We start from the raw sequence: 18218 nt of genomic DNA, 5'->3' as shown, positions 1-18218 counted from the left end.
TTTATTTTTTAGTGGAGGTTGAAAAGCATGAAATTTATAAAAGGATTAGGCTGCTTCGCCATACTGCTATTCACCTTATTTCTACCTGTGAATGCACATGCGGAAGAGGGTGCAGGTTTTACTGTCACCCCAGTACTTGGAAAGGGTCAAACGGATCCAACTGCAGGCTATTTCTCAATCCAGGGTGAAAAAAATGAAAGTTATCCAGTAACGGTAGCTGTTCAGAATTTGACAGAAAATGAAAATCAAGATTTTGATGTTCAGCTTGTCCAAGCAACGACAAGTAATAATGGCCATATTGATTATACTCCCAGCTCCAAAAAAATGATAGCAGGTGGTCTTTCCCTCAAGGATTTGGTAGAGGAGAAAAAGGCGACTCAAAAAGTAACAGTTGCTGCTGGGCAGACAAAGAATATTACTTTTAATCTTAAGCTACCTCAAGATAATATAAAAGGTACTATTTTAGGCAGTGTCTATGTTCGCAAAGTCCCGAAAGAAACAGCAAAGTCTAAAGGTGTAGGTGTTCGTAATGCCTTTGCAATGACAATTCCTGTCATAATATCAGAAGATTTCAATAAAAAAATTACGCCAAAACTAGAGTTGACTTACGCACAGATGAAGTCGGATACAGGGGTACCTAAAGTTGTAGGTGAAGTTAGTAACCAAGCTCCAAGTATGTTTGGACAAATAAAAGTAGAGGCTTGGGTCACTGAAAAAGGAAAAGCAGACAAGCTTTATCAGTCACAATCAGAAAAATATGAGATGGCTCCCTATTCTTCATTTGAATACGCAATAGATACAAACAACCATCTTTTAAAACCCGGAAAATATACCTATCATATGCTGATGAAGTCTGGAGACAAAAGTTTTGATATGGCACGTGACTTTAGAGTTGACAGTAAAAACAGAGAAACTGTCAACAGTAAGCTGCTAGAGGGAGAAAAATCAAATACAAATCTTTGGTGGATCATAGCTGCAGTAGTTGGTATCAGTATTATTATTTTCCTCGTGGCCTATGGGTTAGGAAAAAGAAAGGGTGATACAGATGATAATGAAGATGAATAATGAAAAACTAAAGGTCAGTTTAGCATTCTTAGGCTTATCTTGTCTGGCGAATCTTTTCCTTACACAGCCAGTGAGCGCTAATATGATGCAAAGTAAGATTGGTTTTACTGTGCATCAGGATGTGAGAGATACAGGAGTTTTACCACCTGAAATTCCTCAAAATGGACAGTTGGTGCATTACGATCTCTTGCCTTCTACAGGAAGTACTCAAGAACATTCTTTAATCTTGTTTGGTTGTATGATAATATTATTTGTTGCTGTCTTTTTCTTGGCTCGCAGGTATGTAGAGAAAGGAAAACTTGAATGAAAAAAATAAATATAGGGTTTATATTGCTCTTTCTCCTGCTGAATACTGCAAGCTCTGCAGTTTATGCTTTGGACAGTGATGTGGAAACACAGCCCTCATCTAGTATAATGAACGATAAGGAAAGTACCTCAAGTCCACAAGAGTCAGAACTTCAAACATCAACAACGGATACAAATCAAACTACTGAGCCTGAAAATTCAACGGATCAAACATCTGAAGAGACAGCCCCAATAGAAAATGACGCACCGAGAACATCTGAGGTACCGGAGCAAGAAAAATCTATCGAAGATAAACCTCAATCTGAAAAAGCATCTCCAACTGCGAGCTTGTCATCAGATGAAAGCTATACGGATTTGCCAAATGCCCATGAACCAGATCGTAATGGCCTTTATTTACTCTTTCCACTACGCACAGGGATTCTTTCACAGCCCCAAGAAGAGCAGTATATTGTTGAAGGAACCAAGGCTGATTTGAGCATTAAGACGACATCATGGGTGAATACATGGGGAACGGTTAAAGTCAAAGTGAATGCTTGGCAAGAACAAGCGGATGGTACTTGGCTTAATAAAGGCAGTATAGGTGAATTTTCTGACAGAAGTGGGATACTTGGTTCAACGAAGCAAAGTATTGACATCTCTGTACCTAACTTAAAGGCCGGAAATTATTATTTTCAGTTGGAAACAAAGCTAAATCAAGTGCCAATCTTGGGATTTGCAGCTACTTATTATTCTGAACTTGCTAAAGTCACGGTAAAAGATAAGCCAGTTGCTGCTAGTGGTATTTCCATTGCGACTCCAAATGTGGTGTTTGAAAAAGCTACTTATTCGGCGAAGGCTGTGACAACACCACGTGATGCGACGGGTAAAATTACTTGGAATAGTTCTTTAAAGGGAATTAATTTCCTCAAAACAGAGGGACGCAGTGTTGAATTTGATGCAGGGGATCAACTGAACGAAGTAAATACCGATGTACAAGCACCGGGTATTCCTTTTACGATGTCTGCTGGTATTAGAAATGATGATGGAACAATACCGACAGATAATAAGACAATTTACCTCGGTGGTTTAGCCGCTAAAAACGTTGCAGAAGATAGTGGTATGAGTTGGGAGCTTGATGGACAAGGCTTGGCTGATTTGAATAAATCGGTGGAAAGCGCTGAATCATGGAGTTATGAATGGAAATATATAGAGGGAAATACTTCTAAATCTTTCTCAGAAGCCCAAGGCGTCAAAAACTATAAAGGTACCGTGAACACTCTGACCAGTCTCAATGATGCAGATCATGTCCTTTCCTTTGCTCAAGACAGCGCCTTTATGAAGACAGCGCGAGAAGCGACAGAAAATGGAAAACCTTTTGCTGCTCAAGTCACTTTTTCAACAACTATTGATACAGGTGAGGGTAAAAAAGAAACAGTTACTCTTTCTTCAAATAAGGCTCAACTCTTGGTTAATAAAGCGGCTGGCAAGCTTCTTTTGCAGCAAGTACCTAACTTTGATTTTGGTCAATTGCCTGCCAGTTATATCTATGAAGGAACAGAAGACAGAGAGCCCACTGCACAAGACCATCTTGAAATTGTAGATAGTAGAGCAAAAGGCGGTTGGCGACTATCTGCAAAAATGAGTCGTTTTCAAAGTAACACTAATCATAGACTGAAATTTAACAGCCAACTTACAATGTCGACTTATCCCTTTGAGATAAGTCTTAAAGATGATAATACAGATAATTACATTGTGGATTCGGTCAGCAGCGAAGCTTTTGATTTAACAGGGCAGTTGCTCTTACAACCAGATCCTCTAGCCAATCTGAATGCAGGAGAGACTTTTAGCAGTACGATAACTTGGAATCTTGTATCAACGACTAAGAGTACGCCACCAGCATAAAGTTATAATAAATATAAAAACAGCGTTTCGCTGTTTTTATATTTTAAAGGCTTGAGCAAATAAAAAATGTTGGATGATATAAAGCGAGCAGTGGAAATAGGAGAAAAAGTTATGATAGAGCTTTTCACAACGCCAAAGGAACAAGTTAAGATTGAACTCTTTCAATACATCTTGTTTTCTCGGGCAGGTAAATTTTCTAAAGATTTAAAGGAGAAATTGAATTTGAAAAATGAAACTTTTAGGCGGTACAGCAAGGAACTTGAAGAAGATATCTATGCACTTTTTGGTCAAGATATTAAGATAATAAAAAAGTCTTCAAAAATAGTCATAAAAATGAAGAATGAAATGACACCAGATTATATCGTGACCCGCTTGAAGTTATATTATATGCGGAAAAGTCCTTTGTACAGTCTCCTCTCTACACTTATCCGTAAAAGTTACACGTCAATTCCTGAAATAGCCTATGATTTGAATTTTAGTGAACCGACAGTCTACAAGTTATTGACTCAAGTAAAAGAGATTATGCTCCCTTTTAGAGCCGAATTTGACTTAGCAAACGCGACAAATTTTTCGGGAGATGAACTTGGTGTACGTTATTTTCTTTACCTCACACACTGGCACCTTTTCAATACTTTAGGAAAAAAGCCCTTCTCGGATGCTTTTCCTCCAGAATTTATTGATATCAATTTTTTAAAGCGTACTTTAAAGATCGAGCGAAAACTCTCAAAAGCTCAAGAACAAAAGTTACTTATCCTTGCAGGGGTAACATCTTATCGTATCGTCTTTTTTAAGAAGTATGCCAAGGTTGAGCATGCATTTTTAGAAGATATTTCAATATTTTATCGGGGACAACACTGTTTAAACCTTGCTTCTTTTAATGTAGCACCAGAGATTATTGAAAGGGAATCAATACTCCTCAGTTTCTTGGTAAGAGGGCTTATTTTCGAGTTTGATGATACATCTGAGAAAAAGGATGTGGTTGAAAAATTTCAGAAGTCGGGACTTTCTATTGGTTATGAGGTCAGCTTGTTCCTAGAAAAATTTCGCGAGACGTTCGCTTTTGAGTTTTCAGAAGAAAATTATGTCAAATCATACTATCTTTTAGTGCTTACCAACCTGTATTCACGTTACATACAGTTTAATGTTGATTTTTACCGTGCAGTTCCTATTGAAAAAAATTATAAAATGTTTGAAAAAAAGCCTCGTTATCGTGCGATTAAAGAGAAGTTAAATCAGACCATTACTTATTTTCCTTCTACTCAACGGTTGAATGATCTAGAGCGAAAGAGTTTGACAGCTCTACTATATGCAATTTATGAGCTTAATGTACCAAGTGTACCTGTACAAATCTATATTAATCACACCTCAAGTATTGTGAATAGTTTTTATATTCAAAATACCTTGAAAAAATTTTTTAATAGCGATTTGATTGCCTTCTGCAAAACGATACCTGAAGCCGATGTCATTATTTCTAGTGATCCGGAAGGAAATTTCTCTTCAAAAGATGTTTTTTACTTTAAAAATATTTTTGATAAAGAAACATGGACTGATTTGATTGAGTTTTTGTCTAAATCGCTTTATGAGAAGAGGTTTCGTTGAATTGTTTTAAGTATATGTTCAGCATATAGTTTAGTATAATCTTTGCGTATAAATACAATACATAGAATTATTATTAAATATGAAATAACGGGAATAAAGTACAGATTAATTCATACCTCTTGTTTAACTTTCTTTATATTATTGACTCTATGGGTAAAGATTTAAATAAGAAAAACTAGCATAAAAGAGTGCTAGTTTTTCTTATTTAAAGAATCTACATAGAAGAAGTGGTAAAATTTTTTCCTAATATCAGGAAATAAAAATAGAAGATAGCGCTAACATATAGTGTTAGAATAAAATCATCAAAGAAATACTTTTCTAAGTTAAAGATCAGTATAAGAAAAAGGAGAAATTATATGACAAAGCAAGTACTCTTAACCTGTGGTGCGGGAGCATCCTCAGGTTTTATGGCCGCCGCAGCACGAAAAGCAGCTAAAAAGTTAGGAGCGGATGTTGAAGTTAAAGCAAAAAGTGAAACGGAAGTTGCATCCCTTCTTCCAGAAATTGATTTACTCTTAGTTGCTCCTCATCTAAAATATATGATTGATGAAGTAAAAGAACTTTGTGAGACAAATAATGTTAAATACGATATTATTCCTCAGCGAGTATATGGGTCACTTGATGGCAAAGGGCTAATTGAGTTTGCTCTAAAGAAATTTGAGACAGAGTAAAAGTAGGATGATGAGTTAAGGAGAAAAAATGGAGAATACAGAAGCTGTTGAACGTGATGATCTTGCTATGGTATCCATGGGAGTAATTTTGCACGCGGGAAATGCACGTGAGGCAATTTTTAAAGCAGTAGACCAAGCGGCGCAAGGTAAATTTGAAGAAGCAGACAACCTTATGAACGAGGCAAATATTGCGCTAATAGAGGCACACAGAGCACAAACGTCTACTTTACAAAAGGAAGCAGAAGGAATTGAAATTCCTTATTCATCGTTGTTTGGGCATGCTCAAGATCACGTGATGACCGTCAAAACGGAACACAACTTAGTGAAGGAAATTATTAAGCTCTATAAGAGACTGGAGGAAAAAGAAAATGAATAAATTTATGGATTGGATGACGGATTCTTTTGCACCAAAAGTTAATAAATTTGCTAAGAATGCTTGGATTGCAGCTATTCAGGACGCTATCATGGCAGCTATGCCAATGATTTTAATCGGATCTTTTGCAACAATATTAAGTCTTGTGAATATTTATGTTAAAGGATTCCCAGATTTTTCGATGATTGGTACATTCTCGTTTGGCCTCTTTTCAGTTTTCCTTTCTTACTTAATTCCAAGTGCTATTATGAAACAAAAAAAGCATTCAGAAATATCAAAACAAGCAGGACTTGCGGGTTTGGCTTTCTTTATGATTTTGATTTATCCCAAAATTGAACCCACCACAGGTATAATAAGTTTTGACAGCAACGCTTTTGGTACAGGTGGTATGATAGCAGCTTTACTTGCGGGATTGTTTGTAGGATTTATCATGAACTTATTTACAAAAATAAAGTTTATCAGTGAGGATTCTGGTTTACCTGATTTTGTGGCAGTTTGGTTTAATACGTTATTACCTATTATTGTCGTACTTCTAGTTGGATGGCTTTTTACTTTCCAGCTTCACTTTAACCTTTACGAGGGAATTAATGCTGTATTTGAGCCACTAACTCGTCTTGGACAAAGTTTTTGGGGGTTAACAATTTTGGTTTTCCTTGGTTTCTCATTCCTGTACTCTTTTGGGATTTCAAGTTGGGTTCTCACTCCTGTACTATATGCGATTGAACTTCCAGGTATTGCAGCTAACCAAGCTGCTGTAGCAGCGGGTAATGCACCAGTGAATATTTTTACAGTCGAAGCTGTAACCTTAATTTTGCTTGGCGGTGGGGGAGCGACACTTGCTCTTTGTATTATGATGGCATTCCTTGCAAAATCCTCGCGCTTAAGGATGATTGGCAAAGCTTCACTTGTTCCTTCCATTTTCAATATTAATGAGCCACTTGTTTTTGGAGCACCTATTGCTTTTAATCCAATTTTGATGATTCCATTTTGGATTACCGGCTTGGTTACACCGATTATCCTTTGGATAACAATGAAATTAAATCTGGTGCCAATTCCAAGTGAACCTTTCCAGATGTGGTACACGCCGGGACCACTTGCAGGATGGATTATTACTAAATCAATCTCAGGTTTAATTTTTGTCTTGGTTATCTTTGTCATTTCGTGGATTATATACTATCCATTCTTCAAAGTTTATGATAAGCAAGCGGTACAACAAGACTTAGAGTGGGCTGAAGAAGATGAAAGTTAAAATAAAAATAAAAAGGAGTAAAAAATGAAAAAAAATCAATTTGCATATTTTCCAGAGAATTTTCTTTGGGCTGGAGCGCAAGCAGCCTCGCAGGCAGATGGTGCCTATCATCAAGATGGTAAAATGCCTAATTCTTCTGATGTCCAGCCCTATCATAAAGGATTAGACAACATGGAAATACAACGTCTTGAACAAGAAGGAATGACCTTAGAACAAGTAAGAAAAGCAATTACGGATACGGAACATTTTTATCCAAAACGTCATGGTATAGATTTTTATAATACTTACGAGGAAGATTTGGAAATGCTGGCAGAGACAGGAATGAAAGCTTTTCGGACTTCAATAGATTGGTCTAGAGTTTTCCCTCAGGGAGATGAACTAGAGCCAAATGAAGCAGCACTTGAACATTATGAAAAAATGATTGATAAAATACGTGAAGTTGGTATGGAACCAATCATTACGATGCTTCATTATGAAACACCTATTCATCTAACCTTAGAATACGGAGGCTGGGCAAATAAGAAAATTATTGAGATGTTCGTCCGTTACGGTAAGACTTTACTCGACCGTTTTAGTAAAAAAGTTAAATACTGGATAGTAATTAATCAAATCAATATGATACAAGTAGAGCCCTTTCTTTCTTTAGGTATTTGTAAAGACCAGTACGAAAATGAAGAAGAAGCACAGTACCAAGGTGTTCATAATCAGATGGTTGCTTCGGCCTTGATTCAAAAATACGCTAAATCTTTAAACTTACCTGACCTTCAGATAGGAACAATGGTAGCAGATGGAACAGCTTATCCGGCTTCCTGTAAGCCGGAGGATATCAATCTTGCAATGTGGCACAATAGAATGCAATATATGTTTACAGATGTACAATTTAGAGGCGTATATCCTAAAGTTGCTTTGAACTATTTTGCACAAAAAGGAATAAATCTTGAAATAACGGAAGACGAAAAGCACATTCTTTGTGAGAATACTTTAGATTATTTAGCTATTTCTTATTATTTCTCGCAGATGGTGGATGCATCGAAAAATGGATATCTTCCTTATGATATCACTAATAATGAGCATTTAGAAGCTAACCCTTGGGGTTGGAATATCGATCCAAAAGGACTTTATAATAGCTTATCGCAATATTGGGATCGTTATGGGAAATCAATTATGATTGCAGAAAATGGCTTTGGAATGTATGACACATTAATAGATAATAAAATCCATGATAATTATCGCTCAGATTACTTAAGTCAGCACATTGAGCAGGTAGGACATGCAATTTATGAAGGGGCAGATGTATTTGCTTATTGTGTATGGGGACCAATTGACATCGTGAGCTGTTCGTCACAACAAATGTCTAAACGTTATGGTTTTATCTACGTCGATATTGATGATGAAGGTAATGGAACACGTAAACGTTTGAAAAAAGATAGTTTTGATTGGTATCAAAAGGTCATTGCAACAAACGGTGCAGAAATTTAAGGAGTTTTTAACTCCTTTTTGGCGTAGCTCCCTATTTTTGATGGAGCTTATTTTCCAAAATAAATGAGTTAGGAGTAAGCAATGAAGAAAAGAGAAGTTCTTTTAGAATACTTAAAAAAGAATCGAAAACAAAACTTCATTTCCAGTAAAGAGTTATCAAAAATTTTGGGAGTGACGGATCGTAGTATTCGCTACTATGTAAAACAGCTTAATGAAGAGGAAACGAAACTTATTGAGGCAAGCCGCGAGGGCTATAGGTATAGTGGCCAACAAGAAGTAGGAGACAACACGAATGATGCAATAAATAGCCGTCGATTTTCCATTTTGCAGTTACTGTTAAAAAATAATGAAAAAGGAGTTAGTTTATTTGATTTAGCAGAAAGACTATGGGTTTCTGAAGCGACGATACGACAAGACATTGGGATATTACAAAAAATGATAAGTAATAAAGGCTTACGCATCTCTCAGCATGATTTCTATTACTATTTAAAAGGAAGTTACGATGAAAAACGCCAGCTAATCATGAGTTTAATTCGCCAACAAGGGAATAGTATTCAAAGCTTAGAAGAAGAAATGCAGAGATTTTTAGGAGAGATTTCCTTATCAGAAATGACAGAGGTTTGTAGATCTATTTTTAAAAGTTATCGGTTCCATGTTAATAATTATTTTTTTCAAAATTTCATTTTGCATTTAATTTTTGCTATACATCAGCAATCAGTATTAAAACACCAGAATTTTGCGAGTCCCTCTTTTGAAATGATTGAGGAGATTTCACAGTGGCTTTTTAAACACTATAACATTGTTATTACAGCAGAAGATAAAATTGAGCTTGCTTTACTATGTGACGGAGAGAAAGGGCATCCAGAATCACAAATAGATGCATATGTTGCTCAAGAAGTATCAGAAAGTCTCCAGCATGCTTTAAAAGAAATCAGCGAAGTTTTTTTAATAGATTTTACAGATGAGAAATTTCTGACACGCTTACTTATTCATACTCAAAACCTTTACAATCGTATAAAAGATAGAAAAGTAAAAAGAAATTTAAGTGCTATTGAAATAAAAGTGCGTTATCCTATTTTATTTGATATAGCAGTCTATCTTTCTTCACTTATTGCACGTGATTTAGAAATTGAGATAGCCGAAGATGAAATAGCCTTCTTAGCCCTTCATCTGGGCTCTTTCTTGGATGAGCAAGAAGAAAATGAATATAAAATACGAACCCAACTTAAAATGTCTGGTTATCTTGATCGAGAAAATCGAATACTTGGATGTTTGGAAAAGCGATTTGGTGATGAACTTCTGTTTGTAAAAAACGGTTTTAATGATGAAAAAAATGTTGAGCTTATTCTTTCATCTGATAAAATAATAGAAAGCAATCCGCAGTACGAAACTGTACAGATTCATGAGTTTTTAATGGAGAAAGATTTTATCCTCATCAGAGAAGCAATTGATAGAGTGAAGAATAAACGCTATCAATATTTTTTGAGGAGCTTTTTACCAGAAATAATTCAAGAAAATGCTTTCATCCATCTGAAAGGTGAGATTTCAAAAGCAGCAGCTTTTGAGAAAATTGGACAATGGTTTTTTAAGAATGGTTTCGCTGAAAAAGAGTTTGCTGAGAAACTTTTTGAACGTGAAGGCTTATCCTCAACCTCTTTTAGTAGTGGCATTGCCCTGCCACATTCAATAAGGTATGAAGGAAGAAAGACTGGCATACTTATATTTAAACCTGAAAAACCACTCCATTGGGATAATCAAATTGTACAGCTCATTTTGAGTTTTACTATCAGTCCAGATGATTCCAAAGATTTTAACAAGATCTTCCCTCATCTCATAGAAATATTGACGGAAGAATATCATGTTGAATATCTGAGGAGAAGCGAAAATAGAAAAGAATTTCTTGAAAGAATGATTGAATTACTTTCAGTTTAGTTTGATTGATGGTCTCTCTTATAAATTAATCTTTTTATATATTTCTTTATTTTGAGAAAGTAACTTTATGTTATAATAGAGCTAATAGACTTTTTATTAAGGAAATAATGATGAATATACAAGAAATGAACGCGCGCAAGGAGAAAATCCGTAACTTTTCGATCATCGCGCATATTGACCACGGAAAATCAACGCTGGCTGACCGTATCCTTGAACTGACCGAAACGGTCTCAAAACGTGAAATGCAAGCTCAGCTTTTGGACAGTATGGATTTGGAGCGTGAACGTGGGATCACGATTAAGCTCAATGCTATTGAGTTAGAATACACGGCTAAAGATGGTAAAACCTATATTTTCCATTTGATTGATACGCCTGGACACGTCGATTTTACCTATGAAGTTTCCCGTTCTTTAGCTGCCTGTGAAGGTGCTATTCTTGTAGTCGATGCAGCTCAAGGGATTGAAGCCCAAACTTTGGCCAATGTCTATTTGGCTTTAGATAATGACTTGGAAATTTTACCCGTCATTAATAAAATTGACTTGCCTGCGGCAGATCCAGAACGAGTGCGTACTGAAGTTGAAGATGTCATCGGTTTAGACGCGTCAGAAGCTGTTTTAGCCTCTGCTAAAGCAGGTATCGGTATTGAAGAAATTTTGGAACAAGTTGTGGAGAAGGTTCCAGCACCTCAAGGTGATGTTGAAGCACCACTCAAGGCGCTGATTTTCGACTCAGTTTATGATGCTTATCGTGGTGTTATCTTGCAAATTCGTGTAGTTGACGGTTCTGTGAAGGTAGGTGATACTATTCAACTGATGTCAAATGGTAAAGAATTTGTTGTGACAGAGGTTGGGATTTTCACGCCTAAAGCAGTGGCGCGTGACTTCCTCATGGCGGGCGATGTTGGTTACTTGGCAGCTGCAATTAAGACAGTTGCGGATACACGGGTTGGTAATACAATCACTTTAGCTAATCGCCCTGCTGAAGAAGCCCTTGCGGGTTATAAAAAAATGAATCCAATGGTCTTCTGTGGACTTTACCCGATTGATTCTAACCGTTATAATGACCTTCGTGAAGCCCTAGAACGCCTACAACTGAATGACGCCAGTTTGCAGTTTGAACCAGAAACATCCCAAGCGCTTGGGTTTGGTTTCCGTTGTGGTTTCTTAGGCCTTTTGCACATGGATGTTATCCAAGAGCGCTTGGAACGCGAATTTAACTTAGACCTAATCATGACCGCACCATCTGTAATTTACCATGTCAACACGACTGATGGTGAAACAATGGAAGTGGCAAATCCAAGTGAATTCCCTGATCCAACCCGTATTGAAAGTATTGAAGAACCATTTGTCAAAGCACAAATCATGGTGCCTAACGAGTTTGTCGGAGCCGTTATGGAGCTCGCTCAACGCAAACGTGGTAAATTTGTGACGATGGATTATCTTGATGCTAACCGTGTCAATGTTATTTATCATATCCCGCTGAGTGAGATTGTCTTTGATTTCTTTGATAAGCTCAAATCTTCAACACGAGGCTATGCAAGTTTCGACTATGAAATCTCAGATTACCGCCCATCACGCCTCGTGAAGATGGATATTCTCTTGAACTCAGAAAAAGTCGATGCCCTTAGCTTTATCGTGCATAAAGATTTTGCTTACGAACGTGGTAAAGTTATCGTTGAAAAACTCAAAAAACTTATTCCTCGTCAACAATTTGAAGTACCAATCCAAGCCACTATTGGTCAAAAAATCGTGGCACGTAGCGACATCAAAGCCTTGCGTAAAAATGTCTTGGCTAAATGTTACGGTGGTGACGTGTCTCGGAAACGTAAACTTTTGGAAAAACAAAAGGCTGGTAAGAAACGCATGAAATCGATCGGTTCAGTAGAAGTACCACAAGAAGCTTTCCTTTCTGTTTTGTCTATGGATGAGGAATAAAGGTAAATAAGCTACTTTATATCACAAATAAGTAAAAGACAGTCTTTGAGGCTGTCTTTATTTTTTGGATAAAAATATAATCGTCCTGGAGATAAATCATGAAGAAAAATGATATAAAAAGAATTTATTTCATTAAATTTAAGTGAATTTTTTAGTAAATATAAGATTTGTTATGATAAAATGAAAGTGAAAAGAAGGTAAGAAGTCGAGCATATTTAATGCTAGCCAAGAGATATTATTGAATGTTCGCGAGAGAGTACATTTTTTAAAATATGCTGTTTAGGAGGAATGACCATGATTTATAAAAAATATGGCGAAGTTTTTAAAAAATTACGCTTGCAGCACCATTTACTTTTAAGCGATTTTGAACGTGTGGGTTTATCAAAATCAACATTGTCCTATTTTGAAAATGGTAAATCAATGATTTCGTTAGATAAATTAGACCTTGCCTTACAAGAAATGCACACGACTTTTCGTTCCTATATGCTGATGATTAATAATGATGAGGAGGATTATTGGTTATCTCAATTTAAGGAAATTGAGAAAGCTTACTTTAGCAATGACCAGAAAAAGCTTCAGGCTATATACATGAAAAATGTAAAATATGATATGGAAGAAAACCAAGTCATTGCTCTCTCAGCCAAAGCTTGTTATACAAAGCTTTCAACTGACGAAATAAAGTATATAGAAAACAAGCTTAAGTCTTATCAAGTTTGGCATAGTTATGAAATGTATATCTTAGTGAACACACTAGAAGAAATTAATCCTGACTTAGTCTATCATCTGATTGAAAGAATTTTATCACAAAACAGTCAGTATTTAAAAGAAATCACGGAATTTAGAAATTTATTAATAAGATTAATAATCCGTACCATTCTTTCCATGATTAGAAGAGAGCAAAAGAAATTTTCAGAGAAGTTAATAAAGGAATTAGATAAATTAGCACTTGTTTTTGATACCTATGTAAGAATATCTTCTATTTTTGTAAAGGGATGTTGGATTTATAAATTTGAAGATAAAAATATGGGAACAAAACTTGTTAGTAGGTCTTTAAAGATACTCTCAGAAATAAATGCTTTAGAGCTTCGGGGCATTTTTAAACATAATTTTGAGAAAATAAAAGGATAGACTTAACGTAAAGGATGTATGTTCACCATATTCATAGTTAAAAATAGCAGTTACTGGCGCAATTGATCCAGTAACTTTTTTCATTTAAATTTTATTTTTCAAGCCTCTAAAAGAGAAAATATAGCTAATATGAGTTCGATTTCTTGAACCATTTCTTACAAATTAAATCTGGCACTCAATGGATGAAGGTGCTTAATAGTTCCTTGACACCAGTCTAAATGTATTGTGTAGACAATTACATCGAAAAAGAGATTGATTTAATTTTTTTCTTATTATAATATAATGATATAAGGAATAATAAAAAAGAAAGGACAATTCTAGAAGGGTAAAGTAGTTCTAGTAGTGTATCTATAAATAGAAGGAGAAGAAAAATGAAAAAATATCAAATGTTACACAAAGCGTTGTCTTTGAGAAGGCTTATGATGGTATCTGCCACGTTAATATTATTTATACTGTTAAATATAATACCTGTGCGGGTTCTTGCAACAAATGGAGGAGTAGTCACAACTGCAGATAAAACTTATGCTTTTGACTACACAACCCACATTCCTTGGGTCGGAGCTGCCAATAGCTTGTTTAAAGCTTCATTTAATATCCCCTCACCAGGTACAAGTACGATTGATGGCGACCGTTATCAGGGAACACTTACATTTACGAAATTACCTAACAGTGATTACCGACTGGTAAAGGTGATTCCATACATGGATTCTCCTACTTTTACTATTACGAATTCTGGTGGATCTACAGCTGCAACTGGTTCTTATAACTGGAATGAAGCTCTCCAATCTTGGGTTCTTCCTAATCCACTAATAGACAATACGGCAACTAGTGTTGATACGAGCCAAGCATTGAATGGCAGTGCGGGGATTAAAATCTACATGGTAGGACCTTCCACGAGTTTCATGCCATTAAGTACTCTTAAAAATGACTCCACATTGCATGAAACAAGACCAGTCTTCTTACTGGGAGATATGGCTACGTTTGCCCCGAATGCCGTACAAAATATTCCTTTTACTTTGTACCAAGAAAGGGCTTATAATGGGGATCCGAATAAATGGCATGCTTTCAACTTTAATGTCCCCGCCTTAGTGCAATACGAATACGATGGACAGGTAACGGGGACTAATCCTAATGATCAACTTGATTTAATCCCAGGAGATCTTGCTCATTTTGAATCTGAGGTAAATCTATCTTCACCGCAGAAAATAACAGTCGATATGATATGGCAAGTTAGTAAAGATAAAGGATTGTCCTTTAATGATATATCTGAAAGCCTGACGAACTCAACGGGTGATAAAACAATTCGTAAAACACTCGACTTTACTTCCGATATTTCAAATGAAGGTAATTTATACCGCTTAAAAATTACACCGCTAGATTCAATAAATAATGAACCCATTTACACTGAACCTGCTGTTTTAACATTCAAATCCGAGAGTTTAAGCTTTAATATTGCTTATGACCTCAATGGTGGAACAAACCATCCTGCGAATCCTTTATCATATAGTTATGGTCAAGGAATAAGTCGTTTTGAAGCACCACAACGTGAAGGTTACACTTTTACAGGTTGGACAGATGGAGATGGGAACAGTATAACCAATATTCCTACCGATGCACAAGGCGACAAAACACTCCATGCAAATTGGAAAGCAAATACTTATAAAATAAACTATGTTTTAAATGGTGGAGAAAATTCACAGCAAAATCCAGATTCTTATATTTATGGACGAGGAGTAAGCCATTTTGAACAAGCAACGAAGCAGGGCTATACTTTTATAGGTTGGACAGATCAAAAAGGTAAAAAAATAGAAGCCATATCAGCGCAAGAACAAGGTGATAAGATTCTCTATGCCAGTTGGGAAGAAGTTCCAGTAGTGTCAAATGAAAATGAGGAACAGAAAAATGAAGAAGTGGCAAAAAAACAGGAAGATACTAATGCTAACATAAAAATAGAGAAGAGCACAGCATCACTGAGTACTAAGAAAACTCAAGATACTACTAGGTCGCTTGAATATAGAAAAAAACTTCCGCTGACAGGTGAAAATGCAAAACCATATCTTTATGTCTTAGGGGTAAGCATTCTTATCGCCCTTTCCTTGTTGGGGGTAAAAAAATACTTAACAAAAGGTAAAATGAAATAAGAAAAAAGACTAGCTCCATGGCTAGTCTTTTTCGTCTGTCTTCTTTTAAAAAGTATCTAACTTGGTAAATTTTTTATTCTTGAGTTGGTAGACAACATCAGAGTTTTGAGCTACCTCTGTTTCATGAGTCACGATAATTACAAGTTTATGATCTTCATGCGCTATTTTTTTGAAAAGCTCGACAATTTGGCGCGTCGTATTTTCATCAAGATTTCCTGTAGGCTCATCCGCAATGATGATATCATGATTTAAAACAAGGGCGCGTGCGATAGCCACACGTTGCTGCTGTCCTCCTGAAAGTTTACTTACAGGCTTGTATATTAAGTCCTCTGTCAAACCAACTTTTTCCAAGCTATCAATAATTGACTGCTTCTCATCGTCAAAGGAGACTTTTGAGATCCTGAGCGCTGTTTTTACATTTTCAAAAGCTGACATATAGGTTAATAAATTATAAGCTTGAAAAATGGTAGAAACGATGTTCTTACGATAATTGGTGAGCTGATTTGCTTTTATCTCGTCTCCATTAAGTTTAATCTGTCCAGACTTGGGCATATCTAAACCTGCTAGAAGAGAGAGTAGTGTTGTTTTTCCACTTCCAGATTGGCCGAGAATACTGTACATAATTCCTGCTTCAAAAGTTTCTGTGACATCTTGAAAGAGGTAATCTTCAGGATGGTTATAGTAGTAAGTCAAATTTTCAATGTTTAATACTGTCATAATGTCCTCCTTCTTTAATTTGTCATCACTTGTTTAGGGTTTAAGCGTAAAATACCAATTGCTGCTAAACCAACGGCCACAAGCGTAATCAAGAGTGCAAGAGCTGCTAAAATCGCAATTTGTTGAGGATTTGTTTTAATTTCGAGCTCATTTATGGCCTTGAGCTGTTCATTATTTTGTCCCATCCCAATCGCCGTACGCATTCCGCCAGGTTGAGCATTAGGACTTCCTTTTTCTGTCTGAGGTCCATCTTCTTGTCTTTGAGTACCATTTATTTGGGTAGGTTGATTGGTTTGACTGGTTTGAGTTTCTTGGTTAAGTAACTGTTGGCCGACGGCATTGCCCACAAAGTTACCAGTAGCTGAGGCTATACCGATAGAAACGACCATTATCATAAATAGTTCAGTAAAGAATTGCATCACAATTTTTCCTTTTGACTCGCCTAAGCTCATCAAGACACCAATTTCAAAGCGGCGTTCTCGCACCATGAGCATTACGATAAGCGCAAGAATGATAGCACCTGCAAGTGTCACAAGGATAACAATATTTTTAGAAAAACTGCTGATATTGTTCAGAGGTTGTAGCATTTGTTGGTAAATAGCATCATTAGACTGTACTTCAAATTTATCTGTATCGATAAGCTTGGTAGCTTCTTTGACAAACTTTTCTGAATCTTCTGGGTTTTCCAGATTAAAGATTGCACTTCCAAGCGTTCCTGTTTTACCATCGATTTGGTTTGGAACACTCAAAGCAGTGTACATCTGATTGGCTGGGTTCATAAAGCTAAAGTCTGCGGCCAAATCATTTTCTGTTGAACCTGATTTGTAAAGTCCTACAACAGTCATTTTGTAAGTTTTATCATTACTATCTTTGAGGGTAAAAGTTGAGTTTACTTTGAGGTTGTTCTGTTTAGCCAAGCTCTCTTCAATGACAACATTATTCGTTCCTTCATCAGAGGACTGAATCGCGCGTCCAGAGGTTATTTTATTTGTCCCACCCGAAAACTCTGAAGAGGCGAGCAAGTCGTTTGTACCAACGATTTTGAAATCACCGGGAGTACTTCCGCTCATTTCCGGCCCTGCCATAAAGACAGCTCCTTGTTTATCATTATTTTTTGAGGTGTCAGATTGACTGATTGCTTCGATATTGCTTTCGGCATTTGCTGTAGCTTGTTTTGTATACGAGTAAGATTTTACTCCAGAAAGTTTCGCTATTTTTTCAGCATCTGCTTGAGTAATGTCAGGCATATCAGACTTGTTCGTTTTCCCCGTTGAATCATTCTTAGAAAAATTTTCCATCATTGCAGAACGATTAATGGAGAGTGTAACAGTCGCTCCTGCACTCTTCTTCGCATTTTCGATGGAACGGTTAGAAGCTGTATGAATAACCAAACCCGAAAGAACAAAAACAAGTATAGTTGAAAAGGCCACAATAAGTAGAAGGGTTCGTGATAGTTTGGCTTTAGTAAAAAGCCAGGCACGTCTTATAAAATCCAAATGAGATTCTCCTTTGTCTAAATTAATAAAACAAATTGTATGTTTATTTACTTAAAAATTAGTTAAATGATACATAAGCGAAACTTAAGAAACATTTTATTGTAAAAAAGAGATGCGTTAGTAACTTTGAGTAGAGAGTTTAAGTCAATATTCTTGAAATTAATTAGAAAATGGAGTATTATTGACCAGTCAATGATTGATTAGTCAATTGTTGTGAAAAAGAATAAAAGTCACAGAAAGAGGATGG

Annotated in this window: 14 protein-coding genes; 12 read left to right on the top strand and 2 right to left on the bottom strand. The window is 36.2% G+C overall.

Annotated features, from left to right (window positions below; genetic code table 11):
* The first annotated feature begins 27 nt into the window (after window positions 1-27).
* From VNN39_RS09115 to VNN39_RS09060, 12 genes are all read left to right on the top strand, one after another.
* On the top strand, window positions 28-1065 hold the full coding sequence (locus VNN39_RS09115; RefSeq protein ID WP_338997555.1) for a DUF916 and DUF3324 domain-containing protein: 1038 nt from the start codon (window positions 28-30) through the stop codon (window positions 1063-1065).
* Window positions 1046-1372, top strand: coding sequence for an LPXTG cell wall anchor domain-containing protein (locus VNN39_RS09110; protein WP_207781147.1), 327 nt, complete (start codon window positions 1046-1048; stop codon window positions 1370-1372). Before VNN39_RS09115 ends, VNN39_RS09110 begins: the two co-directional genes overlap by 20 nt.
* Complete coding sequence (locus tag VNN39_RS09105; protein ID WP_338997550.1) at window positions 1369-3252, top strand: WxL domain-containing protein; 1884 nt, start codon at window positions 1369-1371, stop codon at window positions 3250-3252. The genes VNN39_RS09110 and VNN39_RS09105 overlap by 4 nt, the downstream gene beginning before the upstream one ends.
* Window positions 3253-3363: 111 nt before the next feature.
* Window positions 3364-4851, top strand: coding sequence for a helix-turn-helix domain-containing protein (locus VNN39_RS09100; protein ID WP_339007083.1), 1488 nt, complete (start codon window positions 3364-3366; stop codon window positions 4849-4851).
* Between the two features lie 356 nt (window positions 4852-5207).
* A complete protein-coding gene (locus tag VNN39_RS09095) occupies window positions 5208-5522 on the top strand; it encodes a PTS sugar transporter subunit IIB (protein WP_017369615.1) in 315 nt (104 codons plus the stop codon).
* Between the two features lie 28 nt (window positions 5523-5550).
* On the top strand, window positions 5551-5898 hold the full coding sequence (locus VNN39_RS09090; RefSeq protein ID WP_096368344.1) for a PTS lactose/cellobiose transporter subunit IIA: 348 nt from the start codon (window positions 5551-5553) through the stop codon (window positions 5896-5898).
* Window positions 5891-7144, top strand: coding sequence for a PTS sugar transporter subunit IIC (locus tag VNN39_RS09085; protein ID WP_165713628.1), 1254 nt, complete (start codon window positions 5891-5893; stop codon window positions 7142-7144). The genes VNN39_RS09090 and VNN39_RS09085 overlap by 8 nt, the downstream gene beginning before the upstream one ends.
* Window positions 7145-7168: 24 nt before the next feature.
* Window positions 7169-8623, top strand: a complete 1455-nt coding sequence (locus tag VNN39_RS09080) for a glycoside hydrolase family 1 protein (protein ID WP_117518167.1) — start codon at window positions 7169-7171, stop codon at window positions 8621-8623.
* Window positions 8624-8704: 81 nt separating this feature from the next.
* Window positions 8705-10555 carry a BglG family transcription antiterminator gene (locus tag VNN39_RS09075; RefSeq protein ID WP_339007081.1) on the top strand — a complete coding sequence of 617 codons (1851 nt, stop codon included), beginning with the start codon at window positions 8705-8707 and terminating at the stop codon, window positions 10553-10555.
* 110 nt (window positions 10556-10665) lie between these two features.
* A complete protein-coding gene (lepA, locus tag VNN39_RS09070; protein ID WP_339007079.1) occupies window positions 10666-12489 on the top strand; it encodes a translation elongation factor 4 in 1824 nt (607 codons plus the stop codon).
* Between the two features lie 294 nt (window positions 12490-12783).
* Window positions 12784-13617, top strand: a complete 834-nt coding sequence (locus tag VNN39_RS09065; RefSeq protein WP_338997541.1) for an Rgg/GadR/MutR family transcriptional regulator — start codon at window positions 12784-12786, stop codon at window positions 13615-13617.
* Window positions 13618-14087: 470 nt separating this feature from the next.
* Window positions 14088-15758 (top strand): InlB B-repeat-containing protein, encoded by a 1671-nt coding sequence (locus tag VNN39_RS09060; protein WP_338997540.1) that lies wholly within the window; start codon window positions 14088-14090, stop codon window positions 15756-15758.
* Window positions 15759-15803: 45 nt separating this feature from the next.
* On the opposite strand, the gene VNN39_RS09055 is transcribed toward VNN39_RS09060, so the two are convergent.
* Together VNN39_RS09055 and VNN39_RS09050 are read right to left on the bottom strand one after the other, a co-directional pair.
* Window positions 15804-16475 carry an ABC transporter ATP-binding protein gene (locus VNN39_RS09055; protein WP_252175852.1) on the bottom strand — a complete coding sequence of 224 codons (672 nt, stop codon included), beginning with the start codon at window positions 16473-16475 and terminating at the stop codon, window positions 15804-15806.
* Window positions 16476-16489: 14 nt separating this feature from the next.
* A complete protein-coding gene (locus VNN39_RS09050) occupies window positions 16490-17971 on the bottom strand; it encodes an ABC transporter permease (RefSeq protein ID WP_252175853.1) in 1482 nt (493 codons plus the stop codon).
* Window positions 17972-18218: the final 247 nt, after the last annotated feature.

Source organism: Lactococcus formosensis, from assembly GCF_037892375.1.
In the GTDB taxonomy this organism is placed as follows: domain Bacteria; phylum Bacillota; class Bacilli; order Lactobacillales; family Streptococcaceae; genus Lactococcus; species Lactococcus formosensis.
Note: the sequence above shows the minus strand (reverse complement) of the source record. Positions and strands in the feature narration are given on the sequence as shown.